The 24,835-nt window shown below is 67.5% G+C and carries 20 protein-coding genes, 3 tRNA genes and 3 rRNA genes; 16 read left to right on the forward strand and 10 right to left on the reverse strand.

What is annotated here, in order from left to right; genetic code table 11:
- The first annotated feature begins 23 nt into the window (after positions 1 to 23).
- Both BJ964_RS11100 and BJ964_RS11105 read left to right on the forward strand, forming a co-directional pair.
- Positions 24 to 605, forward strand: a complete 582-nt coding sequence (locus BJ964_RS11100) for a hypothetical protein (protein ID WP_188120602.1) — start codon at positions 24 to 26, stop codon at positions 603 to 605.
- On the forward strand, positions 602 to 1,861 hold the full coding sequence (locus BJ964_RS11105) for a PrsW family intramembrane metalloprotease (RefSeq protein ID WP_188120603.1): 1,260 nt from the start codon (positions 602 to 604) through the stop codon (positions 1,859 to 1,861). The genes BJ964_RS11100 and BJ964_RS11105 overlap by 4 nt, the downstream gene beginning before the upstream one ends.
- A gap of 5 nt (positions 1,862 to 1,866) precedes the next feature.
- Here the strand turns inward: BJ964_RS11105 and BJ964_RS11110 are convergent, their stop codons facing one another.
- Positions 1,867 to 2,112, reverse strand: coding sequence for a hypothetical protein (locus BJ964_RS11110; RefSeq protein ID WP_188120604.1), 246 nt, complete (start codon positions 2,110 to 2,112; stop codon positions 1,867 to 1,869).
- A 199-nt stretch (positions 2,113 to 2,311) separates the two neighbouring features.
- Here BJ964_RS11110 and BJ964_RS11115 point away from each other — a divergent pair, with 199 nt between their 5' ends.
- The 3 genes from BJ964_RS11115 to BJ964_RS11125 are packed head-to-tail and all read left to right on the forward strand — an operon-like array spanning position 2,312 to position 3,807.
- Positions 2,312 to 2,662, forward strand: coding sequence for a hotdog fold thioesterase (locus BJ964_RS11115; protein WP_188126893.1), 351 nt, complete (start codon positions 2,312 to 2,314; stop codon positions 2,660 to 2,662).
- A gap of 50 nt (positions 2,663 to 2,712) precedes the next feature.
- A complete protein-coding gene (locus tag BJ964_RS11120; RefSeq protein ID WP_183225707.1) occupies positions 2,713 to 3,102 on the forward strand; it encodes a hypothetical protein in 390 nt (129 codons plus the stop codon).
- A gap of 21 nt (positions 3,103 to 3,123) precedes the next feature.
- Complete coding sequence (locus BJ964_RS11125) at positions 3,124 to 3,807, forward strand: DUF2786 domain-containing protein (protein WP_188120605.1); 684 nt, start codon at positions 3,124 to 3,126, stop codon at positions 3,805 to 3,807.
- Here BJ964_RS11125 and BJ964_RS11130 read toward each other — a convergent pair.
- Positions 3,794 to 4,102 carry a hypothetical protein gene (locus BJ964_RS11130; protein WP_188120606.1) on the reverse strand — a complete coding sequence of 103 codons (309 nt, stop codon included), beginning with the start codon at positions 4,100 to 4,102 and terminating at the stop codon, positions 3,794 to 3,796. The two genes, BJ964_RS11125 and BJ964_RS11130, sit on opposite strands and share 14 nt — an antisense overlap.
- Positions 4,103 to 4,234: 132 nt before the next feature.
- On the opposite strand from BJ964_RS11130, the gene BJ964_RS11135 reads away from it, so the two are divergent.
- From BJ964_RS11135 to BJ964_RS11150, 4 genes are all read left to right on the forward strand, one after another.
- Positions 4,235 to 4,630, forward strand: a complete 396-nt coding sequence (locus BJ964_RS11135; RefSeq protein WP_188120607.1) for a hypothetical protein — start codon at positions 4,235 to 4,237, stop codon at positions 4,628 to 4,630.
- A 124-nt stretch (positions 4,631 to 4,754) separates the two neighbouring features.
- Positions 4,755 to 5,852 (forward strand): calcium-binding protein, encoded by a 1,098-nt coding sequence (locus BJ964_RS11140; RefSeq protein ID WP_188120608.1) that lies wholly within the window; start codon positions 4,755 to 4,757, stop codon positions 5,850 to 5,852.
- 164 nt (positions 5,853 to 6,016) lie between these two features.
- Complete coding sequence (locus tag BJ964_RS11145) at positions 6,017 to 7,255, forward strand: calcium-binding protein (RefSeq protein ID WP_188120609.1); 1,239 nt, start codon at positions 6,017 to 6,019, stop codon at positions 7,253 to 7,255.
- Between the two features lie 116 nt (positions 7,256 to 7,371).
- Positions 7,372 to 8,436 (forward strand): calcium-binding protein, encoded by a 1,065-nt coding sequence (locus BJ964_RS11150; protein WP_188120610.1) that lies wholly within the window; start codon positions 7,372 to 7,374, stop codon positions 8,434 to 8,436.
- A 75-nt stretch (positions 8,437 to 8,511) separates the two neighbouring features.
- Here BJ964_RS11150 and BJ964_RS11155 read toward each other — a convergent pair whose 3' ends face one another.
- The 8 genes from BJ964_RS11155 to BJ964_RS11190 all read right to left on the reverse strand — a co-directional run bounded on the left by BJ964_RS11155 (position 8,512) and on the right by BJ964_RS11190 (position 14,429).
- The gene (locus tag BJ964_RS11155; protein WP_188120611.1) at positions 8,512 to 8,700 is read right to left on the reverse strand and encodes a hypothetical protein; all 189 of its coding nucleotides are present in this window, start codon (positions 8,698 to 8,700) and stop codon (positions 8,512 to 8,514) included.
- A 1,186-nt stretch (positions 8,701 to 9,886) separates the two neighbouring features.
- Positions 9,887 to 9,963, reverse strand: a tRNA-Phe gene (locus tag BJ964_RS11160).
- A 14-nt stretch (positions 9,964 to 9,977) separates the two neighbouring features.
- Positions 9,978 to 10,051, reverse strand: a tRNA-Asp gene (locus BJ964_RS11165).
- Between the two features lie 59 nt (positions 10,052 to 10,110).
- A tRNA-Glu gene (locus BJ964_RS11170) sits at positions 10,111 to 10,183 on the reverse strand.
- A 169-nt stretch (positions 10,184 to 10,352) separates the two neighbouring features.
- Positions 10,353 to 11,321, reverse strand: a complete 969-nt coding sequence (locus tag BJ964_RS11175; protein ID WP_188120612.1) for a MerR family transcriptional regulator — start codon at positions 11,319 to 11,321, stop codon at positions 10,353 to 10,355.
- The gene (idi, locus tag BJ964_RS11180; RefSeq protein WP_188120613.1) at positions 11,311 to 11,877 is read right to left on the reverse strand and encodes an isopentenyl-diphosphate Delta-isomerase; all 567 of its coding nucleotides are present in this window, start codon (positions 11,875 to 11,877) and stop codon (positions 11,311 to 11,313) included. The genes BJ964_RS11175 and idi overlap by 11 nt, the downstream gene beginning before the upstream one ends.
- A complete protein-coding gene (crtI, locus tag BJ964_RS11185; RefSeq protein ID WP_188120614.1) occupies positions 11,877 to 13,358 on the reverse strand; it encodes a phytoene desaturase family protein in 1,482 nt (493 codons plus the stop codon). The genes idi and crtI overlap by 1 nt, the downstream gene beginning before the upstream one ends.
- Before the next feature lie 39 nt (positions 13,359 to 13,397).
- The gene (locus BJ964_RS11190) at positions 13,398 to 14,429 is read right to left on the reverse strand and encodes a polyprenyl synthetase family protein (protein ID WP_229807123.1); all 1,032 of its coding nucleotides are present in this window, start codon (positions 14,427 to 14,429) and stop codon (positions 13,398 to 13,400) included.
- 109 nt (positions 14,430 to 14,538) lie between these two features.
- Here BJ964_RS11190 and BJ964_RS11195 point away from each other — a divergent pair, with 109 nt between their 5' ends.
- From BJ964_RS11195 to rrf, 7 genes are all read left to right on the forward strand, one after another.
- Positions 14,539 to 15,426, forward strand: coding sequence for a phytoene/squalene synthase family protein (locus BJ964_RS11195; protein WP_188120616.1), 888 nt, complete (start codon positions 14,539 to 14,541; stop codon positions 15,424 to 15,426).
- On the forward strand, positions 15,426 to 16,754 hold the full coding sequence (locus BJ964_RS11200; protein WP_188120617.1) for a cryptochrome/photolyase family protein: 1,329 nt from the start codon (positions 15,426 to 15,428) through the stop codon (positions 16,752 to 16,754). The genes BJ964_RS11195 and BJ964_RS11200 overlap by 1 nt, the downstream gene beginning before the upstream one ends.
- 111 nt (positions 16,755 to 16,865) lie before the next feature.
- A complete protein-coding gene (locus BJ964_RS11205) occupies positions 16,866 to 18,227 on the forward strand; it encodes a dihydrolipoyl dehydrogenase family protein (protein WP_188120618.1) in 1,362 nt (453 codons plus the stop codon).
- Between the two features lie 35 nt (positions 18,228 to 18,262).
- Positions 18,263 to 19,111 (forward strand): Rieske 2Fe-2S domain-containing protein, encoded by an 849-nt coding sequence (locus BJ964_RS11210; protein ID WP_188120619.1) that lies wholly within the window; start codon positions 18,263 to 18,265, stop codon positions 19,109 to 19,111.
- Positions 19,112 to 19,570: 459 nt separating this feature from the next.
- Positions 19,571 to 21,087 (forward strand): 16S ribosomal RNA (locus tag BJ964_RS11215).
- A 378-nt stretch (positions 21,088 to 21,465) separates the two neighbouring features.
- Positions 21,466 to 24,575, forward strand: a 23S ribosomal RNA gene (locus BJ964_RS11220).
- 100 nt (positions 24,576 to 24,675) lie between these two features.
- Positions 24,676 to 24,792: ribosomal RNA gene (gene rrf, locus BJ964_RS11225) — 5S ribosomal RNA — on the forward strand.
- Together the 16S, 23S and 5S rRNA genes form the textbook arrangement of a ribosomal RNA operon.
- The last annotated feature ends 43 nt before the right edge of the window (positions 24,793 to 24,835 follow it).

Genomic DNA, 24,835 nt, shown 5'->3' on the forward strand with positions numbered 1-24,835 from the left:
GTAACCGCCGTTAGCTTGGACGGATGGGGAGGGTCACTCGGCGTCAACTCACCGACCTGCCCGGCACCCTGAGTCTGCTCACCGCCCTCGCGCTGGCATCGATTCTGGCCGTTCTCGCCTTCGGTCTCCCCGCCCTGGACCGGGCACTTCCGGCCGAACGACCGGTCGCGGCCGGTGAGCCCTACCGGGTCGCCGCGGGCGTGACGATCGTGCCGCCGGACGGGGCGAGCCTCGACGCCACCGGCACCAGGCCGGGCGCCGAGCGCGGGACCGCACTGTTCCGGCTCGGCCGCGTGCAGTACGCGATCGGCGTCGAGCCCTTCAAGGGCGACCTCACCGCCGCGGCCGTCCGACTGCGGCAGCGCATCACCGGCACCTCCGGGAACCAGATCACCGGCACCCACCTCACGGTCTCCACGGCCGGAGGGCTCGCCGGGGTCGAGGGCGGGTACACCGCCGGTGACCGGGACGGGCGGTACGCGGTCTTCGTCGCCGACGGGCTCATCATCGAGGTCATGGTCAGCGGGGACGACGCCGACCTGGAGAAGATGCTCCCGCGGATCGACGCCAGCACCCGCACCCTGCGCTTCGAGACGGAGAAATGAGCGACGCCGTCCGGCCCGGGACCACCCGGTCGGCCGCGTTCCTCCGGCAGCCCGCGTTCTGGGTGGTCATCACGATCCTGGCGGCCGGCGCCGTACGGATCTCCCAGATCGCCGTGCTGTTCTTCACCGCCTACCCGGTGGCCACGATCACCGCGATCCTGCTGTTCGCCCTGCTCGCCGTACCGTTCTGGCTGTTCGTCTCGGAACTGGACTTCCTGGAACGCGAGCCACCGAGCCTGCGCGTGCTCGCCTTCGCCTGGGGCGGCCTGGTCGCCACCAGCGTGTCGATCCCGGGCAGCATCGCGCTGGACAACCTGATCGCCAAGATCGGCTCACCCGACCTCGCCGCCGAGTGGGGCGCCGCGCTGGCGGGGCCGACGGTCGAGGAGATCGCCAAGACGCTCGGTGTGGTGGCGATCGTGCTGATCGCCCGGGCCCAGGTCAACAGCGTGCTCGACGGCATCGTCTACGGGGCGCTGGTCGGCCTGGGTTTCCAGATCGTCGAGGACGTGGTCTTCGCGATCGGGGCGGTGCAGCAGGCCGGCCAGGGCGACCAGGTGCAGCCGGTGATCACCACGTTCCTGGTCCGCGGGTTCCTGGCCGGGGTCTGGAGCCACACCCTGTTCGGCGCGCTGGCCGGAGCCGGCATCGGCTACCTGGTGGTGAACCGGCACCGGTCCCGCGGCCGCCGGATCGCGGTCGCCGCCCTGGCCCTGTTCGCCGCCTGGGCCTCGCACTCGCTGTGGAACTCGCCGCTGTTCCGGGAGAGCCTCGGTGACGGTGCGCCGGCCCTGCTCGCGGTGCTCGTCTTCAAAGGGCTGCCGCCCCTGCTGCTGGTCCTCTACCTGGTGCGGCGGGCACACGACCGGGAGGCGGCCTACTACGTGGGCGTCCTGGGCTCGGTCCGCGATCCGGCGCTGATCACCGAGGGCGAGCTGCGGGTGCTCGGGTCCGGCTCCCGGCGGGGCGCGGCCCGGCGGCACGCCGCGGTGCACGCAGGCCGACAAGCCAGATCAGCGGTACGCCGTCTGCAGCGCGCCCAGGCCGCCCTCGCCGTCGCGCTGAGCCGTGACCCGGACGACCCGGCCGAACCGGAGGCCACCGCGGTACGCGAGCACCGCGCCACCCTCGCCGCTCTCGGGCATCCGGAGGCGGTCGAGGGGGCACGATCCTGGCGGCACACCGCCTCGACGGTGGGCACCGCCGCGCTGGCCATCGCCGTGCTGTGGGTGGCGCTGTCAGCTCTGGGAAGTTGACGGCGTCAGGCCGGGGGAAGGCCGCCGTCCCCGTCGACGATCAGGTCCGGGGTGCCGTCCTCGTCCAGGTCGACCATGGTCAGGTCGACCTTCCCGTCCCCGTCGATGTCGAACTGGTAGAGGTCGGGCTTGCCGTTGCCGTCGGTGTCCGACACCCAGACGTCCGGCCGGCCGTCGCCGCTCGTGTCCTTGGCCAGCAGGTCGACGCGATCGTCGCCGCGGGTCTCCACGATCTCCTGCGGATCCGTCATGGTGCTCCTTTCGTCGGCCGATGGGCCGGCCGTCACGGCCGCTCAGTACCCATCGGTTCAATCGATCAGTCCCCGGTCCTGTGATGGTTGTCGCTGGTCCGGCCCGGTAACGGGCGTAACGTACGCCGACGTGGATATCGCTGAGGACGGCAAGCAACACCTGTTCACCAGCGGTGGCGGCGGTGCGCTCGCGGAACGGATGGGCATCGAGATCACCGAGGCCACCGCGGAACGGGTCGTAGGCATCATGCCCGTCGAGGGCAACACCCAGCCGTACGGTCTGCTGCACGGCGGTGCCTCCTGCGTGCTCGCCGAGACGCTCGGCTCGGTCGGTGCCGTGCTGCACGGGCTGACCGTGGACCGGCCGTTCGCCGTCGGCGTCGACATCAACGCCACCCACCACAAGGCGGCCCGCTCCGGGCTGGTCACCGGCGTGGCCGTTCCGGTCCATCGGGGCCGGGCGGTGGCGACCTACGAGGTGGTCATCACCGACGAGGGCGGCGACCGTGTCTGCACCGCCCGGATCACCTGTCTTCTCCGTGGTGCCTGAATTCCCTCGTCGCCGTGCGTTCCTTGACGGTCCGACGTACCTTTTCTGACGTGACCGAAGTACCACAGCACGCATTCGACGACGCCGCGCAGGTCCTGCAGTGTGCGCTCAGCGGCGACAGCACGGCTGTGGCCGACACCTTCGACGCGGTCGTCGACCGGGACGGCGTCGTCGGTGCCTGGGACGTCGCCTGGTGCCTCGCGGCGACCATGGTCGGGCAGGTTCCCGGCGGTGGCGCCTGGACCCTCGAGTTCCCCGGGATCGACGACGCGCGCTACGACAAGCGGTGGGTGGCCCGGTTCGTCAGTGCGTATGTGAACGGGGACTTCCCGACCGGTGAGGCGCTGTTCGGTGCGGCGATCGCCGACGGGACCCTGCCGGACTGCCTGCTCGCGCTGGCCGGGTCCACGGTCGCGACACTGCGCCATCGGGCCGCGTGAACCGCTTCACGCGTACCCCTGATGTCTGACGCCCTGCTGGCCCGGGTGCGCAAGCTGCTCGCCATGGCCGAGGATCCGGCCTGTATGCCCGGCGAAGCCGAGGCGTTCACCGCGAAGGCCGCCGAGCTGATCGCCAAATACGGCGTCGACCAGGCGATGCTCGCCGCCGAGGATCCCACGGCGGACCCGGTGGGCGACCGGGTCGTCACCGTCGATCCGCCCTACGCGCGGGACAAGGCCGGGCTGCTCGCCGCCGTGGCCGCCCCGATGCGCTGCCGGGTGGTCCACCTGGAGCGGCGCGGGCTGGCCCGCAGCCACCTCTTCGGGCACACGGCCGACCTGGAGCGGGTCGAGCTGCTCTTCACCTCTCTTCTGGTGCAGGCCGCGCACGGCCTCGCCGCCAGCCCGGTGCCGGAGGGCGAGCACGCGGCGGCCTACCGTCGATCGTGGATGGCCGGTTACACCCAGGCGATCAGCGGGCGCCTGTGGGCGGCCGAACGGTCCGCGGCCGCCGGGACGCCGGGCGCGGAGATCGTGCTCGTCGACCGGACCGACCTGGTCGAGCGGCGGCGCGACGAGGCCTACCCCCGACTGGCCCGGATGAGGCCGCGACGGCTGCGGGGCGGTGGAATCCTCCGCGGCTTCCAGGCCGGGCAGGCCGCCCACCTGGGTGGCACCGAGGTGACCGGGGTCACTTCGCTTTGAGGTAGAGAGCCTTCGCGTACTGAGCGGCGGCGGCGTTGTTGTACATCGACGCCTGCGACATGAAGAAGCTGTTGTCGGCGATCGCGCGAGCCGCCTGCGACGTGCCGGACCAGCGGATGTCCGCCTCCGCCTCGGAGAGGCCGCGAGCCTTGAACTGGCGGCGCATCGCCATCTTCCCGGCGCGGAACGCCTCGGCCGCCTCCTCCGCGTGCTTCATGCACGACAGCGCCTTCTCACTGAGCGCCTCGGCAAGCGTGTAGGCCGCCTGCTCCGCATCGTTCGTGAAAGTCTGCACGACGACGCCTCCTCGCGTCCGGGTTGACCGATCCCGATAACACACTCTGGAGGACCGGACGGGACCGTACAAGGCCCGTTCATAAGCCTGTGGACAACCGTATGCGGGCGCGCTGAGATAACTTCTCGCTTCATGACCGACGGGGAAGTGTTCGATGTGGAGCGGAATCGGCGCTGGGTCCTGCTCCTGGCGGTGGCCGCGGTCACGCTGATCCTCGGGGCGGCCTCGGCCACCGGGGTCATGTACTACGCCGGCTGGCGGCACATGCCCGAGCGTGAGTTCACCATCGCGGTGTACATGGTGCCGGACGCGAGCGTGGCGGAGCGCTCGGCGGTGCGGGAGGCGCTCGGCGGGTTGCCGGCCGTCGACGGGGTGCGGGTGGAGGACGAGGCTCTTCATCTGACCGCGCTGGGGCGTGACTTCGACTGCTCGTTGATTCCGGTGATCCGTGAGTCGGCGGGGGTGGACCGGGTGCGGGTCACGATGCGCCCGCTTGGCCACCGGGTCGGGGCTGTGCTTGGCTGCTGACACACGTACGAAATGATTTAGTGACATGCGTCACTGTGAACGGGTCAGCGGGCCGAAACGGTATCGTTCTACGATCTTTCTCCGTGGACGGCTTCCGCCCGCTCTTGAACGGGGAGTTCTTTCGATGTCTTTGATCAACCGCAAAACGCTTGCCACCGTTGGCGCCACCGCTGTCGCGATCGCCACCACCGCCCTCTTCGCGACCCCGGCCCAGGCGGCTTCGGCCGGCCTGGCGAAGGTCGTCGGCACCAAGACGGTCCAGTTCCAGGCACTCCTGGGTAAGTCGAACTCGGTGAAGCTGAGCATCTCCGGCCGCACCGTCACGATCACCGACAAGGTCGCCATCAAGGCCGGCAAGGGCTGCAAGTCGGTCAACTCGAAGAAGGTCCGCTGCACCACCTCGGCGAAGACCGCGAAGCTGAGCGTCGCGCTGGGCGACAAGAACGACTATGTGCGCAACTACACCAACGTCTACATGCTCGCCGACGCCGGCACCGGCAATGACACCGTGATCGGTGGCAACGCCAGCGAGGAACTGCAGGGCGACTACGGCAACGACAAGCTCTACGGCAACGGCGGCAACGACAAGCTGATCGCCGAGAGCGGCGACGACTACGTGGTCGGCGGCGCCGGCAACGACCAGATCTGGGGCGGCACGGGCGCCGACAAGCTGTACGGCAACGCCGGCCTGGACAAGTTCAGCGGCGGCACCGGCAACGACCTCCTCTACGGCGGCACCGAGGTCGACGTCCTCAGCGGCAACGAGGGCAACGACTACATCTACGCCGGTGCGGGCGAGTACACCTCGGGCGAGTACGTCTACGGCGACACCGTCTACGGCGACGCCGGCAACGACACCATCTACGGCGAGGGCGACACCGACCTCATCGAGGGTGGCGTCGGCAACGACCGCATCGCCGGTGGCGCCGACTGGGACGTCATCGAGGGCAGCGCCGGCAACGACCAGGTCTGGGGCAACGAGGGTGACGACATCCTCGCCGGTGACAGCTACGACCCGTACAACTACACCCCCGTCGGCAGCGCCACCGCGGCGGACCGCGTGGACGGCGGCGCCCACGTCACCTACGGCGACCTCTGCCTGGTGACCGGCTCCTCCACGATCACCAACTGCGAGGCGACCGGCCCGAGCGCGGCCGGCCTGTCGGCCGGTGCTAGCTCCGAGCTGACCGCCCGCCTCGCCACGATCCGCCCGGCGAAGTAGGCAACACCCTTCTTGGGAACGGCCCGGCTGCTTCTTGCGGCCGGGCCGTTCCTTCTTGTCTGTGGATCATCTGTTCGGCTGAGGCGCGTCGAAACGGTAGCGTTCTACGATCTTTGCCGATGTGTCGGCGGCGCCGACCCTGATCGGTACTCACGGGGGATCACATGTTCCTGATCAATCGCAGGATGCTGGCCGTCATCGGCGCCAGCGCCGCCGCGGTCGCCTCCACCGCCTTCCTCGGCGCGCCCGCGCAGGCGGCCGCCGGCGGTGCGGCCAAGGTCGTCGGCAGCAAGACCGTCCAGTTCCGGGCCGCCACCGGCAAGGCCAACGGCCTCACCATCACCATCTCCGGCCGGACCGTCACCCTCGACGACAAGGTCGCCATCACCCCCGGCAAGGGCTGCAAGGCCGTCTCCGGGGACCGGACCAAGGTCCGCTGCACCACCTCGGCCAAGACCGCCACCCTCGACGTCAACCTCGGCGACAAGAACGACTGGGTGCGCAACAAGACCTCGGTCTACCTGGTGGCCACCGGCAGCCTGGGCAACGACACCCTGATCGGCGGCGCGGCGGGCGAGGAGCTGCGCGGCGGCGGCGGCAACGACACCCTGTACGGCAACGGCGGCATCGACAAGCTGTACGGCGAGGGCGGCAACGACACCCTGCGCGGCGGGACCGGTCACGACCAGATCTACGCGGGCACCGGTAACGACCGGGCGTACGGCGAGGCCGGCGACGACCTCATCGAGGGCGCGAGCGGAACCGACGTCCTCATCGGCGGTGCGGGCGGCGACGGCATCAGGGGCGGCTCCGGCAACGACAGCATCTACGGCGAGGCCGGCGAGGACTTCCTGCTCGGTGACGACGGCGACGACCGGATCCTCGGTGGCGCCGACGCCGACTCGGTCCTGGCCGGCGCCGGCCGGGACGTCGTCTACGCGGGTGCCGGTGAGGTGACCTTCACCGACGAGGAGGGCGAGTTCGTCTTCGGCGACTTCGTCGACGGCGGTGAGGGCGACGACCGGCTCTTCGGCGAGGGCGACGTCGACGTCCTCTTCGGTTCCGAGGGCGACGACCTGATCTCCGGCGGCACCGGTGACGACGTCGCGTTCGGTGAGGGCGGCAACGACGAGATCTACGGCAGTGACGGCGACGACATCCTGGTGAACGAGGACGTCGACGAGAACGACGCCCCGATCGGCAGCGCCACCGCGACCGACCTGGTCAACGGCGGCGCCCACGCGACCATCGGCGACATCTGCCTGGTGACCCCGGGTGCCCGGACCGCCGGTTGCGAGCTCTTCGAGTTCCCCGAGGAGGCGGGCGCCAAGTCGGTCGCTCCGTCGGCGGAGGTCGCCACGATCCTCGACCGGGTCGCGAAGATCCGGGCCTCGCACTCCTGACGTCAACCCAGTGACGTGAGTCACTGAATAATGGTATGACGTCGAAACGGTACCGTTCTATTATCATCGGCATCACTGGCTGGTTCTTCGGCCGGATTCACCACGGGGGTTCCTACATGTACCTGCCCAACCGCAAGATCCTTGCCATGATCGGCGCGACCGCCGCGGCCGTCGGCTCCACCGCTCTGCTCGCCGCCCCGGCCCAGGCCGCCGCGGTCGGCTCGGTGAAGGTCGACGCGAACGGCGTGGTCGCCTTCGCTGCCTGGGGCGGCAAGACCAACGGGCTCACCATCACCGGCTCCGGACAGACCGTCACCTTCGACGACCTGGTCGCCATCAAGGCCGGTGCCGGGTGCACTGCGGTCGCCGGTGACGCGACCAAGGTCACCTGCACCGCCACGAAGATCAGCTACCTCAGCGTCAGCCTCGGCGACAAGAACGACTGGGTCAAGAACAAGACCGCGTTCGGGAGCGTCATCGACGGCGGCGCCGGCAACGACACCCTCGTCGGCGGTTCGTCGAACGACCGCATCATCGGCGCCACCGGCAACGACAAGATCTACGGCGGCGCCGGCGGCGAGGTCATCTACGGCAACGCCGGCAACGACATCGTCTACGGCGGCGCGGGCCCGGACAACGTCTCCGGCGGCGCCGGCGACGACAAGATCTACGGCCAGGACGGCGACGACCAGGCGTACGGCGGGGCCGGCGCGGACCTGATCAACGGTGCCGCGGGCCGGGACCGTCTGCACGGTGGCGCGGGCGCCGACAAGATCTACGCGGGCGCCGGCACCGGCACCGCGACCGAATTCGGCGACCAGGTCTGGGGCGACTCCGGCAACGACAAGATCTACGGCGAGGCCGGCGACGACGAGATCAACGCCGGCTCCGGCAACGACATCGTGGACGCCGGCTCCGGCGACGACGGCGTGCTCGGCCAGTCCGGCAACGACACCATCAACGGTGGCTCCGGCGACGACCTCCTCGCCGGCGAGAACATCAACGACCAGCTCAAGGCCATCGGCAGCTCCAAGGCCAAGGACAAGCTGACCGGCGGCTCCGGCGTCGACCTCTGCCTGGTGCTCAAGAGCGGCAAGGCGTCCTGCGAGTACAAGTCCTTCCAGGACTACATCGGCAACCTGTCCGCGTCCCGCGCGGCCATCATCGGCCGCCTCGGCTGACCATCACGCTCCACCGGGACGGTCCGGCCGCGTTCAGCGGCCGGGCCGTTTCCCTTTCCAAGACCAGAACCGGGATCAGAACAACGGCGCCGGATCGACTCCGAGAGCCTTCATGATCGTCGTCACGAGGAGCGCGATGCCCATCCCGGCGGCGATGAAGACGGCTATCCCGAGCAGCGCCACCACCACGCTCTTCCCGACACCGAGCAGATCCCCGCGCATGATCTTGCCGTAGTCGGTGCGCTGCCACACGATCGGCGGCAACTTGCCGCCGCCCGGCGGACGGGATGAGGCCGTCCCCGTAGGTATCGGGGCATCATGACTCGACCCGATCCGGTAGCCGTTCTGCCCGGAACCTTTTGCTGACGAAGACGCCTGCACCATGATGCCGCCTCCTTTGGCCACAACCAGCGCGATAGTTGTCCCTCCCATCGGCAGGGAACGGTCACGCCGAGAGGGGCCGTTCGGCCCATCTTCGCCGCCGGGTTCCATCCCGCGTGGGTTCGGTCGGAGCCTTTCGCGGTCTCGCGCTGCCGCTTGGCCTCAACGTCGGCGATGCCGTGCGGTCGCCGGGGTATCGGACCCGAGAAAAGACGAAGCCCTCGACCGCGTGATCGCAGGTGAGGGCTTGCGTGCCAGCTTCTTGGAGAGTGGCCAGGGGCGGGGTCGAACCGCCGACCTTCCGATTTCAGTCAGAGACAAAAGGCCAGTTCAGTACGGGTGAGACCGGGCCGCGTGCAGTGAACGTGCAACATCGGCCCGGGCGTGCATCCGGTGAGCCGTACCGGTTCGGTCAGGGCCTTTTCGCGGTCTCGCGCCGCCGCTTGGCCTCAGCGTCGGCGATGCCGTGTGCGACAGCCGTCCTGATAACCCGGTACAGCAGAGCGATGCCTAGCAAACCGAGTAACACCCCGCCAATTCCCGAATTCATGTCATGAGGCTAAGTCATGCGCATCTGAGCAGGTCAGGCTGGGTGACGCTTGGGCTGCGTGCAGTGAACAGTTGAGCCCCTGGCAGTACGTCGGCTTGGATCTGACCGCCCAGCGGTAGACCGTGCCCTCGACGGTGATCAGGCGACTGCCCTTCCGAGGTGTGGCCATCGTGGAATGTGACTCGACCGTGAGGGTAGGTGCGGCGCCAAGCCGAGACGATCGCATTTGTGGCTGGGCGCCGCTGTGGCTTCCGGCGATCGGCCGCCGCACCGCTTCGCGGCTTGCCACCGAAAGGGGTGGGCACCGTGACGTGTCGGCTGTCACTGATCGAGACCGGGTCGGCCGGCCGCGGTTGCAGAGGCGGATCGCCGTGCACCGAGCGTGCCACTTGGGATGGCGATCATGGGGAATCCGCGGTCAGCAGAGGTCAACTTCGAGGGGCCGAAAACACCCTGGAAAGCAAAACGTCCACCGCGCGAAAACGCTGGTGGACGGTGCTCAGAGCCCGGCGAAGAGCCTGGTGGCCAGGGGCGGGGTCGAACCGCCGACCTTCCGATTTTCAGTCGGACGCTCGTACCAACTGAGCTACCTGGCCGTGAACTTGCCTTGCGGTCCTGACGGGACTTGAACCCGCGACCTCCGCCTTGACAGGGCGGCGAGCACTCCAACTGCTCCACAGGACCTTGCTATGTAACTGTCTTGCCGTTTGGCTCGTCAGCAACCTTCGCTGCTAACTTACCAGTACCCCCAACGGGATTCGAACCCGTGCTACCGCCTTGAAAGGGCGGCGTCCTAGGCCACTAGACGATGAGGGCAACTCCGCCATCATTGCACATCGCGCTGGCTGCGCGACTGGCAACGTTTGGTGGTTTTGGCCCCAACCGCGCCCCCCGCTTGAGGCATGCAAAGCATATGCGATACCCGTACTGATCTTCAAATCGGTACCCCCCTTTCTTGCATACACGGCTCTGAGCAGGGGAAACGTCAGGCGCAGGCGGCCGTGACGGCGTGGACGGCTCCGGTGAGGCCGGTCAGGCGGGTCACCGCCGGGGGCAGTGCGGCGGCCGGCCAGCCTGGTCCGGCGGCCCCGATCAGGAACGGCGGGTGCGGCCGGGCCAGCAGACGGTCCAGCTGGATGACGTCTCCGGTGGCGGGCACCTGGGACCAGAGCACCACGACGGTGGGGCCGGTACGGTCCACCGCGTCCAGCAGCGCCCGCGGCGGGACCCGTGCACCCAGCAGGCGGCTCGGCACCCCGCTCTCGGCCAGCGCGGCCGCCAGCGCCTCCAGGGGAAGGGTGTGCTGTTCCTCGTCGGCCGCGGCGAGCAGAACCTGGGGGGCGAGCTCACGCGACGGCCGGGGCACGATGCTGAGGGCCTCGGTGATCGAGCGGGAGAGCAGGTGTTCCACTTCGACGAATCGTTCGGTGGCCTCGTACCGTTCGCCGATGCCGATCAGCACCGGCATCATCACGTGTTCCCAGGCGAAGGTCACCCCGCGGTCGGTGACCGTGGATTCCAGGATGTGGCGCATCGCCGGGGCGTCCAGCCGCATGGCGGCCCGGGCCAGTCCACGGGCGGCCGGCTGGGCCCGCCCGCCGAGCGCGATGGTCTGCCCGCCCCCGGCCGGCCCGTTCACGCTCACCGGGCCGGCGACGGAAGGCGAGACGACCGGGTCGCCGGCAGAGGGTGAGGGAGCCGGACCGCCGGTGGGGGGCAGGACGGCCGGCGATCGGCACGCCCAGGCGGCCGCCTCGGCGGGCGCCACACCCTGTGCGGTCAGCCGCTGCATGACCTGTAGCCGGACCATGTCCTCGACGGTGTACCGCCGGTGATGGCCGGGCTCGTGGACGCTGGGCCCGAGCCCGTACCGCTGATGCCAGGTGCGCAGCGTGGTCACCGCGACGCCGAGGCGGCGTGCGGCCGCGCCGGCGCTCAGGCCCTCATCGCCCACCCGGCCCCTCCGGTGCGGCGAGCAGGTGCGACGCCAGGCGTTCGGTCACCCCGCCGAGCCAGGGCGCGTACGCCTCCGGAGTCGCCCGGACCTCCCGGAGCAGGTCGTCGACCGTGATCCAGCGCAGGCGCGCGACCTCGGCCGGGTCGGGACGGAACTCCAGTCCGGCGGGTACGTCACCGAGCAGCACGTGGTCGTACTCCCGCTCGACGCGCCCGGTGACCGGGTCCTCGGCGAAGTACATGTAGACGCCGACCTCGGTGAACGGCACCGGCTCGACACCGAGCTCCTCGGCGAGGCGTTTTCCGGCGGCGGCGGTGAGTTCCTCGCCCGGCCGGGGGTGCCCGCAGCAGGTGTTGCCCCACCGCAGCGGGAACCGGGTCTTGGCGGCGGCCCGCTGTTGCAGCAGCACCCGTCCGGACGGGTCGCGCAGGAACACCGAGAACGCCCGGTGCAGGAGGCCGGGTGACTCGTGCGCGTCGAGGACGGTGGCCGAGCCGGTGACCGTGCCGTGGTCGTCGACGAGCTCCACCAGGTCGGCTTCGCGGGACATCATCAGGAGACCTCCGTGATCCGGGCGGCGGCCAGTTTGCCGGAGATCAACACCATCGGTACGCCGACGCCCGGCTGTGTTCCGGAGCCGGTGAACACCACGTTGGGCAGGCTCGGGTGCAGGTTGGACGGGCGGAACGGGCCGGTCTGGCCGAACGTGTGCGCGGCCGCGAACGGGGTGCCGGCGGCCATTCCGGCGTCGGCCCAGTCCGCGGGCGTGATGATCCGCTGAACCTCGGCGCCGTCCCGGAAGCCGACGTAGCCGCGCCGCTCCAGGACGCGCAGCAGTTCGTCGGCGTACCGCCGGTCCATGCCGCCGCGCCAGTCGATCGGCCCGGCCTCGAGGTTGGGGGTGGGCGCGAGCACGTAGTACGTCTGCCGGCCGTCGGGCGCCGCGGACGGGTCGGTGTGCGTCGGGTTGGTGACCAGCAGGGACGGGTCGCTCATCAGCAGGCCTTTGCGGATCACCTCGTCGAAGGTGCCCTTCCACGCCGTACCGAAATGGATGTTGTGGTGGGCGATCCGCGAATAGGCCTGGCGGGAGCCGATGTGCAGGACCACGCACGAGGGCGAGTAGCGCAGCCGCCGCAGGCCGCGCCGCGGCGGCAGCAGGTCGCGGTAGGCGACCGGAAGGTCCGGATTGAGCACCACCACGTCGGCCGGTATGTGTTCGCCGTCGGCCGTGACCACTCCGGTGGCCCGGCCGTGCGCGGTGGTCACCCGCTCGACCGTGGTGTCGTAGCGGAACGTCACCCCGTGTTTCTCGGCGGCGCCGGCCAGCGCCTTCGGCACGGCGTGCATGCCGCCCTTGGGGAAGTAGACGCCGGCGACCGAGTCCAGGTAGGCGATGACGGCGTAGATGGCCAGGGCGTCGTGCGGGGCGAGGCCGGCGTACATCGCCTGGAACGAGAAGATCCGCTGGGTACGGGGATCGCGGAAGTACTCCCCGATCTTGGGCTGCAACCGCCGGAACGCGCCCATGCCGAGGAGCCTCAGCAGGTTGAGGTTGAGCAGGTCGATCGGGGTGTCCAGGTTCCGGCCGATGAAGTGGTCGCGTTCGAGATGCCAGAGCCGCCGGGTGAAGTCGACGAACCGCAGGTAGCCGTCGGCCTCGCGGGCGCCGCAGACCCGGGCTATCTCGGCCGCCATCCGGGTGGTGTCGGTACGCACGTCGAGCGTGGAGCCGTCCGGGTAGTACGCCCGGTACGCCGGGTCGAGCGGGGTCAGCTCCAGCCAGTCGCTCAGTTTCTCGCCGACGGCGGCCAGCGGCTCGGCGATCAGGTCGGGCATGGTCAGCACGGTCGGGCCGGTGTCGAACTCGTACCCCTCGACGGCCAGCCGCCCGGCCCGCCCGCCCGGGACCGGCTCCCGTTCGACCACGGTGACCTGGCGCCCGGCCGCGGCCAGGTGCAGCGCGCAGGCCAGCCCGCCGAGGCCGGCGCCGACCACGATGACGCGGTCGGTGGGTCCGGTCACGGTTCGCACGTCACGACTCCAAACAAAAGCCAGAGGGGAAGGAGAACATCATGCCGGGCGATGGCTCGCGGCCGCCGCCAGTTCGATCAGAGCGGTACGCGCGTCGGCTCGAACGGGTGCATCGGTGATGGCTGCCACACCCTCCCGGACCCGGTCCCGGATCATCTCCTCGACCCGGGCCGGCGCACCGGTCGCCGCGATGATCTCGGCCTGCCGGGCGACGCCGGCCACCGCCAGTTCGTCGAGTTGTGCCTCGGTGGCCATCCGGCGGGCCATCATGAGCAGGGTCGTCGGTTTCCCGGTACGCAGGTCGTCGCCGGCCGGTTTCCCGGTCACCGCGGGGTCGCCGTACACCCCGAGCAGGTCGTCACGGAGCTGGAAGGCCTCGCCGACGGCCAGCCCGTACACCTGGTAGGCCTCGTCCAGATCGGTGCGCCCCGCACAGGCGAGGGCCAGCCCGAACGCGAGCGGCCACTGCACGGTGTAGCTGGCCGTCTTGTGCCGGGCCACGAGCAGCGCCCGCTCCACCGACCAGGAGGCCGGGTCGGTCTCGCCGAGAACGTCGAGGTACTGCCCGGCGATCGCCTCGATCCGCATCCGGTCGTAGCGGGCCCGGACCTCGACCAGCACCGACGGGGGCGCCGCGGTGCGGGCCAGCAGCTGATCGGCCCAGACCAGGCAGAGGTCGCCGACCAGGACGGCGGCCGAGTCACCGAACTGGTCGCCGTGCTGGGCGGCGAAGAGCCGGTGCGCGGTGGGCCGGCCCCGGCGGGTCGCCGAGCGGTCCATCACGTCGTCGTGCACCAGGGCGAAGGTGTGCATGAGTTCGAGAGCGGCGAGAGCGGGTAAGACGGCCTCGACCGGCTCTCCTGTGCCGACGACGCCGCGCCAGCCCCAGTACGCGAAGGTCGGCCGGATCCGCTTGCCGCCGGCCATGACCAGGTCACGGGCGGTGCGGGTGAATCCGCCCAGAGCGGGGTCGACGGCGTCGAGCGCGGCGATCTGGGCGGCGAGGAAGTCGGCCAGCGTGCCCTCGACGGCGCCGATCAGCGCTCGGTGCGAGACCGGTTGGCGGGGGATCGCTTCGAGACGATTTCCCTCGAGGGTGTGATTGGCCACGCTCAGTACCGTACCCTAACTTTGTGAAGTTGCGTCGATTCGTGCGTCGATTTTGACCGGAGGACCCGGCATGGAAACCGATCTGGCGGCGGCCTACGAACGCTGCCGTGGACTGCACCGCGAGCACGGACGGACGTACTACCTGGCGACCCGGTTGCTACCGGCGTGGAAGCGCCGGCATGTGCACGCCCTCTATGGATTCACCCGATATGCGGACGAAATCGTCGACCGGACCGAGTCCCGGCCCTCCGCCGAGCGAGCCGCCCTGCTGGCCGCGTGGTCGAACAAGTTCCTCGCCGGTCTCCGCGGCGAACCCGCCGACGACGAGCTGCTCCCCGCCGTGCTGCACACCATCGCGATCTTCGACCTGGACCTCGAGGACTTCGAGAAGTTCCTGCGCAGCATGACGATGGACATAACGGTCACGTCGTACCGGACCTACGGCGACCTGCTCGACTACATGGAGGGCTCGGCCGCGGTCATCGGCACCATGATGCTGCCGATCCTCGGCTCCTCCGACCCGGTCGCCGCCCGCGAACCCGCCCGGCAACTCGGCTTCGCGTTCCAGCTCACCAACTTCATCCGGGACGTCGCCGAGGACCTCGACCGCGGCCGCGTCTACCTCCCCGAGGAACACCTCGACGAGTTCGGCGTCACCCGGCGGACCCTGCACGCCGGCGTGGCCACCCCGGCGATCAAGGCGCTGATCAAGGCCGAGGTGGTCCGGGCCCGCGAGCACTACGCCCAGGCCGCCCCCGGCATCCCGCTGCTCGAACCGGCATCCCAGGCCTGCATGCGCACCGCCTTCCAGCTCTACGGCGGCATCCTCGACGAGATCGAGGCGATCGACTACGACGTCTTCGGCCGCCGGGCCACCGTCCCCCACCACCGCCGGGCCGCCGTCGCGGTCCGCAGCCTGCTCACCCGCCCCGGCACACCCGTCCAGTTGGCGGCCTGATGTCCACCGCCGTCGTCCTGCTCACCCGGGACCTGCGCCTGCACGACAACCCGGCCCTCGCCGCCGCCTGCGCCGCGGCCGACCGGGTCGTCCCCCTCTACGTCCTCGACCCCGCGCTCGCCGGCCTCTCCCCGAACCGCACCCGCTTCCTCCACCAGAGCCTCGCCGACCTGCGCGACGGGCTCCGGAAACTGGGCGGCGACCTGGTCGTGCGCGAGGGCGACCCGGTCGCCGAGACCATCCGGACAGCCCGCGACACCGGAGCCACGACGATCACCCTGGCCGCCGACGTGAGCGGCTACGCCCGCCGCCGGGAACGCCACCTCAAGGACGAGTGCGACCGCCACCGCATCGCCCTCGAACTCCACGCCGGACTCACCGTCGTCGAACCCGGAACGCTCCGCCCGGGCGGCGGCGGAGACTGCTACAAGGTCTTCACGCCCTACTATCGCTCCTGGTCAGTGGCACGATGGCGACCCACGGCGGCCACCCCGAAACGGCTCACCCTGCCGGACGGCGTCACACCCGGAGACCTGCCGGCCCTCCCGGCCGGAGAATCACCCCACGCCTGCGAGGGTGGCGAGACCGCGGCCCGGCGCCGGCTCACCGCGTGGCTGAGACACGACATCGAGGGGTACGGCGACGCGCACGACGATCTTCCCGGTGATGCCACGAGCAGGCTCAGCCCGTACCTCCGCTGGGGTTGTCTCTCCCCGCTCAGCCTGGCCGAGACGGCGCGCTCGCGAGACGCCGAGGCCTTCGTCCGTCAGCTCTGCTGGCGGGACTTCTACTACCAGGTCGCCCGCGTCCACCCGAGACTGTCGACCGAGGCGCTGCGCCCGGCCGCCGACCGGGACTGGCGCTACGACACCGACGCCCTGGAACACTGGCAGGACGGGCTCACCGGCGTCCCGGTCGTCGACGCCGGGATGCGCCAGCTGCGCGACGAGGGCTGGATGCACAATCGGGCCCGCCTGATCACCGCGGCGTTCCTCACCAAGCACCTCGGCATCGACTGGCGGCTCGGGGTGGCCTGGTTCTTCCGATGGCTCCTCGACGGCGACCTGCCGAACAACTCGGGCAACTGGCAGTGGACCGCGGGCACCGGCAACGACACCCGCCCCTACCGCAGGTTCAACCCGATCCGCCAGGCGCTCCGGTTCGACCCCGAAGGCGTGTACGTTCGTCGCTACGTACCGGAGTTGAAAGGGATCGACGGCGCCGCCGTGCATCAGCCGTGGCGCCTCCCCGAACCGGAACGCCGCGGCCTCGACTACCCCGGACCGTTGGAATCGCACCGGGACGAGGCGGTCTGGCTGCGGGACTGATTCACCGTCCGGTCCGCCCGGACGGGAGCGGGGCCCGCCGGCGGTTGCGTCCGTCAACGTCTCTCCGGCGGGACCCGCGACTATCCCCGCTCCCGATGGTTAGCTGGACCCATGGGCGACGTGCGCAACGTGGACGTGGTGGTCATCGGGCTCGGTGTGGGCGGTGAGGAGGCCGCCGGACGGCTCGCCTCGGCCGGCCTCGACGTGGTCGGGGTGGAACACAACCTGGTCGGGGGCGAATGCCCGTACTGGGGATGCATCCCCACCAAGATGATGGTCCGCGCCGGGAGCGCCCTCGCCGAGGCACGGCGCATCCCCGGCCTGGCCGGCGCCTCCACCGTGGAACCCGACTGGACACCGGTCGCCGGGCGCGTCCGCGACGAGGCCACCGACGACTGGAACGACAAGGCCGCCGTCGACCGCCTCACCGGAAAGGGCGGGACCTTCGTGCGTGGCCGGGCCACGATCACCGGTCCCGGCCGCGTCCGGGTCGGAGAGCAGGAGTACGCGGCAGCACGCGGCCTGGTCCTCGCCACCGGAACCGTCGCCGTCATCCCACCGATCGACGGTCTCGCCGGCACCCCGTACTGGACCAACCGGGACGCCGTCGAAGCCGCCACCCTGCCCGGCTCCCTGATCATCCTCGGCGGCGGCGCGATCGGCTGCGAGTTCGCCCAGGTGTTCGCCCGCTTCGGCGTCGCGGTGACGATCATCGAGGGCTCCGGCCGGATCCTCGCCATGGAGGAACCCGAATCGTCCGAGGTCGCCACCGGAGTCCTGACCGCCGACGGGGTGACCGTGCGGACCGGCGTCCGCGCCACCCACGTCTCCCACGACGGCGCCTTCACCGTGACCCTCACCGACGGGAGCACCGTCACCGGCGACCGGCTGCTCGTCGCCACCGGCCGCGCCGCCCGCCTCGGCGACCTCGGCCTGGAGACCATCGGCCTCGACCCGGGCGCCCGCTTCCTCAGCACCGACGACCGGATGCGCGCCGCCGACCGGGTCTGGGCCGTCGGCGACGTCACCGGCAACGGCAACTTCACCCACATGGCCATGTACGAGGCCGACATCGCGGTCCGCGACATCCTCGGCCAGGGCGGGCCCGGCGCCGACTACCGCGCCCGTCCCCGGGTCACCTTCCTCGACCCCGAGATCGGCGCGGTCGGCCTCACCGAACAGCAGGCCCGCGACACGCTCACCGACGTACGGGTGGGCCACGTCCCGCTCTCCGCCACCTCCCGAGGCTTCGTGCACGGCCCCGGCAACGAGGGCTTCATCAAGGTCGTCGCCGACCACGAGCGCGGTGTGCTGGTCGGCGCCACCACCGCGGGCCCGGCCGGCGGCGAGATGATCGGCGCGCTCGCCGTCGCCGTCCACGCCGAAGTGCCGATCAGCACCCTGCACAGCCAGATCTGGGCGTACCCCACCTTCCACCGCGGCATCGGCGACGCACTGAAAGCGCTCGCCTGACGTTTCGACCGCGACCGCGTGGGAACCGCCAAGGCATGTTGCGGCAGGTTCTCACCCGGCTCGAACAGGCGGACGCCCTCGACGGCGCCAGCGACAAGCTCCAGGCGGCGGTCACGGCCACGGTCCGGCCCCGCACGCTGCGCGACCTCCTCCATGGCACCTGGATCGGGCATCCCCTGCACCCGGTGCTGGTCCAGGTCCCGGTCGGCGCCTTCCTCTCCGCGGCGGTCCTCGACCTGGGCAGATACCGCTCCACGGGCCGGGCCGCCACCGCGCTCATCGGGGCCGGCCTCGCCGGAGTCGCCCCCGCCGTGATCGCCGGCCTCGTCGACTGGTCCGAGATGACCAGGGACCGGCGCCGGGTCGGCCTCGTCCACGCCGCCGCCAACGCGCTCGCCGCCGGTCTCTACGCGACGTCCCTGGTGGCCCGGCTCACCGGGCGGGTCACCCAGGGAAAGGCCCTGGCCTACGCGGGACTGTCGGTCGCGGGAGCGGGGGCATTTCTCGGCGGACATCTCTCGTACGCCCAGGGCGCCGGAATCAGCCACGCCGCTCCCGAGGTGACGCGCCTCCCCGACGAGTGGACCGTCGCGGGGTCCCTCGCCTCACTACCCGACGGCAAGCCGGCCGCTCGCCGGGTGGGTGACACCGCCGTCCTCTTCTTCCGTCAGGGCGACCGGGTCACCGCGCTGATCGAGCGCTGCTCCCACGAGGGAGGGCCGCTGAGTGAAGGCGAGGTCGTTGACGGATGCGTGGTGTGCCCGTGGCACGGCAGCGCCTTCCGCCTCACCGACGGAGCCGTGATGCACGGGCCCGCCGGCAACGACCAGCCCGTCCTCCCGGTCCGCGTTCGCGAGGGCATGGTCGAGGTACGACACCCCTGAACCGCCTCTGGCCTGCGGAAACCGCTGAGGGCGACCCCCGGTTTTGGAGCCCCGGAGACCAGCGGGTAATGTTTTGCGAGCCGGCAGGGAAACGGGCGAGGTAAACCGGGTCACTCAGCACTGAGAGATTCGCACACCGGCCGTCCTGCCAAATCCACTGAACCGAGATCGCAGCATAGCTGCGCGCTTGGCGCGGTGGACTTACTAGGGCAGATCGGAGCCAACCGGGAGAAACCGGTTGACAACGCCGAGAGGGCCTAGTAAAGTAGAGCGAGTGCCCCGGGGGGCCGAGACGCGAAAGCGGAGCGGTTCGAAGGTGTGCGGTTGTTCTTTGAGAACTCAACAGGGTGCTTGATAAGCCAGTGCCAATTATGGCAATACCCCGGCTCATCGTTTAGGCGATGGGTGGGAGATTCCTTTGGCAACTTTTATGTTGCCGGGACGATTGTTCAACAGATTTTGTTGGAGAGTTTGATCCTGGCTCAGGACGAACGCTGGCGGCGTGCTTAACACATGCAAGTCGAGCGGAAAGGCCCTTCGGGGTACTCGAGCGGCGAACGGGTGAGTAACACGTGAGTAACCTGCCCTGGACTTTGGGATAACCCTCGGAAACGGGGGCTAATACCGAATACGACACAGCTTCGCATGAAGTCTGTGTGGAAAGTTTTTCGGTCTGGGATGGACTCGCGGCCTATCAGCTTGTTGGTGGGGTAATGGCCTACCAAGGCGACGACGGGTAGCCGGCCTGAGAGGGCGACCGGCCACACTGGGACTGAGACACGGCCCAGACTCCTACGGGAGGCAGCAGTGGGGAATATTGCACAATGGGCGGAAGCCTGATGCAGCGACGCCGCGTGAGGGATGACGGCCTTCGGGTTGTAAACCTCTTTCAGCAGGGACGAAGCGCAAGTGACGGTACCTGCAGAAGAAGCGCCGGCCAACTACGTGCCAGCAGCCGCGGTAAGACGTAGGGCGCGAGCGTTGTCCGGATTTATTGGGCGTAAAGAGCTCGTAGGCGGCTTGTCGCGTCGAATGTGAAATCTCAGGGCTCAACTCTGACATTGCATTCGATACGGGCAGGCTAGAGTTCGGTAGGGGAGACTGGAATTCCTGGTGTAGCGGTGAAATGCGCAGATATCAGGAGGAACACCGGTGGCGAAGGCGGGTCTCTGGGCCGATACTGACGCTGAGGAGCGAAAGCGTGGGGAGCGAACAGGATTAGATACCCTGGTAGTCCACGCTGTAAACGTTGGGCGCTAGGTGTGGGGACCCTCTCCGGGTTTCTGCGCCGCAGCTAACGCATTAAGCGCCCCGCCTGGGGAGTACGGCCGCAAGGCTAAAACTCAAAGGAATTGACGGGGGCCCGCACAAGCGGCGGAGCATGCGGATTAATTCGATGCAACGCGAAGAACCTTACCTGGGTTTGACATGCACGGAAATCCTCCAGAGATGGGGGGTCCTTCGGGGTCGTGCACAGGTGGTGCATGGCTGTCGTCAGCTCGTGTCGTGAGATGTTGGGTTAAGTCCCGCAACGAGCGCAACCCTCGTTCGATGTTGCCAGCGCGTAATGGCGGGGACTCATCGAAGACTGCCGGGGTCAACTCGGAGGAAGGTGGGGATGACGTCAAGTCATCATGCCCCTTATGTCCAGGGCTTCACGCATGCTACAATGGCCGGTACAAAGGGCTGCGAGACCGTGAGGTTGAGCGAATCCCAAAAAGCCGGTCTCAGTTCGGATCGGGGTCTGCAACTCGACCCCGTGAAGTCGGAGTCGCTAGTAATCGCAGATCAGCAACGCTGCGGTGAATACGTTCCCGGGCCTTGTACACACCGCCCGTCACGTCACGAAAGTCGGCAACACCCGAAGCCGGTGGCCTAACCCGTAAGGGAGGGAGCCGTCGAAGGTGGGGCTGGCGATTGGGACGAAGTCGTAACAAGGTAGCCGTACCGGAAGGTGCGGCTGGATCACCTCCTTTCTAAGGAGCATTCTTCCGCGAAAGCGGACAGAAATCCTGCACCAGCCGAATGTGTTGGTGAGGAGCTCACAGGCGGAGACACTGGCCAGTCAGGACCGGCAACGGCCGGCTCTAGTTAGTACAGCTGCTTCGGTGGCGTGGAACGCGGGTCGGTGCGGCTGGATTCTGGCGATAAGCACCCTGTTGGGTATCTGAAAGAACAACCCTAACTAGCCGGTTTACCGGCGCCCTGAAATATGGGTGGTTGTTTTTCAATGCCAGGCATGACCTGGCCTCCCATACCGCTCAGTTTCTGAGGTTTGGTGGGACGGCCTTGAAGGTTGTGGGTTGGTCGTTGGTTGAGAATTGCACAGTGGACGCGAGCATCTTGTTTTCTGTGGTTAAGTTGTCAAGGGCGAACGGTGGATGCCTTGGCACCAGGAGCCGATGAAGGACGTAGGAGGCCGCGATAGGCCTGGGGGAGCTGCCAACCTAGCTGTGATCCCAGGATGTCCGAATGGGGAAACCTGGCACGAGTCATGTCGTGTCATCCATGCCTGAATTCATAGGGCGTGTGAGGGGAACGCGGGGAAGTGAAACATCTCAGTACCCGTAGGAAGAGAAAACAACCGTGATTCCGTGAGTAGTGGCGAGCGAAAGCGGATGTAGCCTAAACCTTGCGTGTGTGATAGCTGTCAGGCGTTGCACGTGAGGGGTTGTGGGACCCACTTGATTGTTCTGACAGACAGTCGAAGAGTTACAAAGTCTTATGCTAGTCGAACGACGTGGGAAAGTCGGCCGTAGACGGTGAGAGCCCGGTAGACGAAAGTGTATGACCTCTTTGTGGTGTTCCCGAGTAGCAGCGGACTCCTAGAATCTGCTGTGAATCTGCCAGGACCACCTGGTAAGGCTGAATACTTCCTGGTGACCGATAGCGGACAAGTACCGTGAGGGAATGGTGAAAAGTACCCCGGGAGGGGAGTGAAATAGTACCTGAAACCGTTCGCCTACAATCCGTCAGAGCCTTTCGGGGTGATGGCGTGCCTTTTGAAGAATGAGCCTGCGAGTTAGTGGCATGTGGCGAGGTTAACCCGTGTGGGGAAGCCGTAGCGAAAGCGAGTCTTAATAGGGCGTTTTTAGTCGCATGCTCTAGACCCGAAGCGGAGTGATCTAGCCATGGGCAGGTTGAAGCGTGGGTAAGACCGCGTGGAGGACCGAACCCACCAACGTTGAAAAGTTGGGGGATGACCTGTGGTTAGGGGTGAAAGGCCAATCAAACTCCGTGATAGCTGGTTCTCCCCGAAATGCATTTAGGTGCAGCGTCGCGTGTTTCTTGCCGGAGGTAGAGCACTGGATGGTCTAGGGGGCCCACAAGCTTACTGAAATCAGCCAAACTCCGAATGCCGGTAAGTGAGAGCGCGGCAGTGAGACTGCGGGGGATAAGCTTCGTAGTCGAGAGGGAAACAGCCCAGATCGCCAGCTAAGGCCCCTAAGCGTGTGCTAAGTGGAAAAGGATGTGGGATCGCATGGACAACCAGGAGGTTGGCTTAGAAGCAGCCACCCTTTAAAGAGTGCGTAATAGCTCACTGGTCAAGTGGTTCCGCGCCGACAATGTAGCGGGGCTCAAGCACACCGCCGAAGCTGTGGCATTGACACTTTGCTCGGTCATGGTTTTCGGATCATGATCCAGGCGTGTTGATGGGTAGGGGAGCGTCGTGTTGCGGGTGAAGCGGCGGAGTGATCCAGCCGTGGACGCTACACGAGTGAGAATGCAGGCATGAGTAGCGAATGAAGGGTGAGAACCCCTTCCGCCGGATGACCAAGGGTTCCAGGGCCAGGCTAATCCGCCCTGGGTGAGTCGGGGCCTAAGGCGAGGCCGAGAGGCGTAGTCGATGGATAACGGGTTGATATTCCCGTACCCGCAAAAGAGCGCCCAAGACGAACCTCACTGTACTAACTACTTGAAGTGCCGGCGGTCTTCGGACCAAAAAGCATGGAGACTAGGAACTTGGTGGGTAGTAGTTTAGCGATGGGGTGACGCAGGAAGGTAGATGATCCCGGCCGGTGGTTGTGCCGGGGTAAGCGTGTAGGACGTACCGTAGGCAAATCCGCGGTGCATATAGTCTGAGACGTGATGCCGAGCCGTTCTGGTGAAGTCATTGATCCTATGCTGCCGAGAAAAGCCTCTAGCGATGTTCTGAGCGGCCCGTACCCCAAACCGACACAGGTGGTCAGGTAGAGAATACCGAGGCGACGGGTGAACTGTGGTTAAGGAACTCGGCAAATTGCCCCCGTAACTTAGGGAGAAGGGGGGCCGGACGCGTGAAGCCCCTTGCGGGTGGAGCGTGGTATGGCCGCAGAGAGCAGGGGGAAGCGACTGTTTACTAAAAACACAGGTCCATGCCAAGTCGTAAGACGATGTATATGGACTGACGCCTGCCCGGTGCTGGAACGTTAAGGGGACCTGTTAGCTCTTCGGGGCGAAGCGGAGAACTTAAGCGCCAGTAAACGGCGGTGGTAACTATAACCATCCTAAGGTAGCGAAATTCCTTGTCGGGTAAGTTCCGACCTGCACGAATGGCGTAACGACTTCCCCACTGTCTCAACCACAGGCCCGGCGAAATTGCAGTACGAGTAAAGATGCTCGTTACGCGCGGCAGGACGGAAAGACCCCGGGACCTTTACTATAGCTTGACATTGGTATCTGAATTTAATTGTGTAGGATAGGTGGGAGACTGTGAAGCTCGGACGCCAGTTCGGGTGGAGTCATTGTTGAAATACCACTCTGTTGGGTTTGGGTATCTAACTTGCGGCCCTGATCGGGTCGAGGGACAGTGTCTGGTGGGTAGTTTAACTGGGGCGGTTGCCTCCTAAAGGGTAACGGAGGCGCCCAAAGGTTCCCTCAGCCTGGTTGGCAATCAGGTGTTGAGTGTAAGTGCACAAGGGAGCTTGACTGTGAGACTGACGGGTCGAGCAGGGACGAAAGTCGGGACTAGTGATCCGGCACTTGCGTGTGGAAGCGGTGTCGCTCAACGGATAAAAGGTACCCCGGGGATAACAGGCTGATCTTCCCCAAGAGTCCATATCGACGGGATGGTTTGGCACCTCGATGTCGGCTCGTCGCATCCTGGGGCTGTAGCAGGTCCCAAGGGTTGGGCTGTTCGCCCATTAAAGCGGTACGCGAGCTGGGTTTAGAACGTCGTGAGACAGTTCGGTCCCTATCCGCCGTGCGCGTTGGATACTTGAGAAGGGCTGTCCCTAGTACGAGAGGACCGGGACGGACGAACCTCTGGTGTGCCAGTTGTTCCGCCAGGAGCATGGCTGGTTGGCTACGTTCGGAAGGGATAACCGCTGAAAGCATCTAAGCGGGAAGCCTGCTTCGAGATGAGGTATCCCACCACCTTTGAGTGGGTAAGGCTCCCAGCTAGACTACTGGGTTGATAGGCCGGAGATGTAAGCACGGTAACGTGTTGAGTTGACCGGTACTAATAGGCCGAGGGCTTAACCACCCTAAACATTTTACTTGCGTCCACTGTGTGATTCACAGCAAACGAACAACCACCCCGGGAGAAGTCTTGGGTTGCTGGTTTGTTCCACGCTGATGGCTGTTTCGGTGGTCATAGCGGAGGGGAAACGCCCGGTTACATTCCGAACCCGGTAGCTAAGCCCTCCAGCGCCGATGGTACTGCACTCGGGAGGGTGTGGGAGAGTAGGACGCCGCCGGACTCAACGTGATAGAAAGGCCCACCCCAGACGGGGTGGGCCTTTC

This window comes from Actinoplanes lobatus (assembly GCF_014205215.1).
GTDB classification, from domain to species: Bacteria; Actinomycetota; Actinomycetes; order Mycobacteriales; family Micromonosporaceae; genus Actinoplanes; species Actinoplanes lobatus.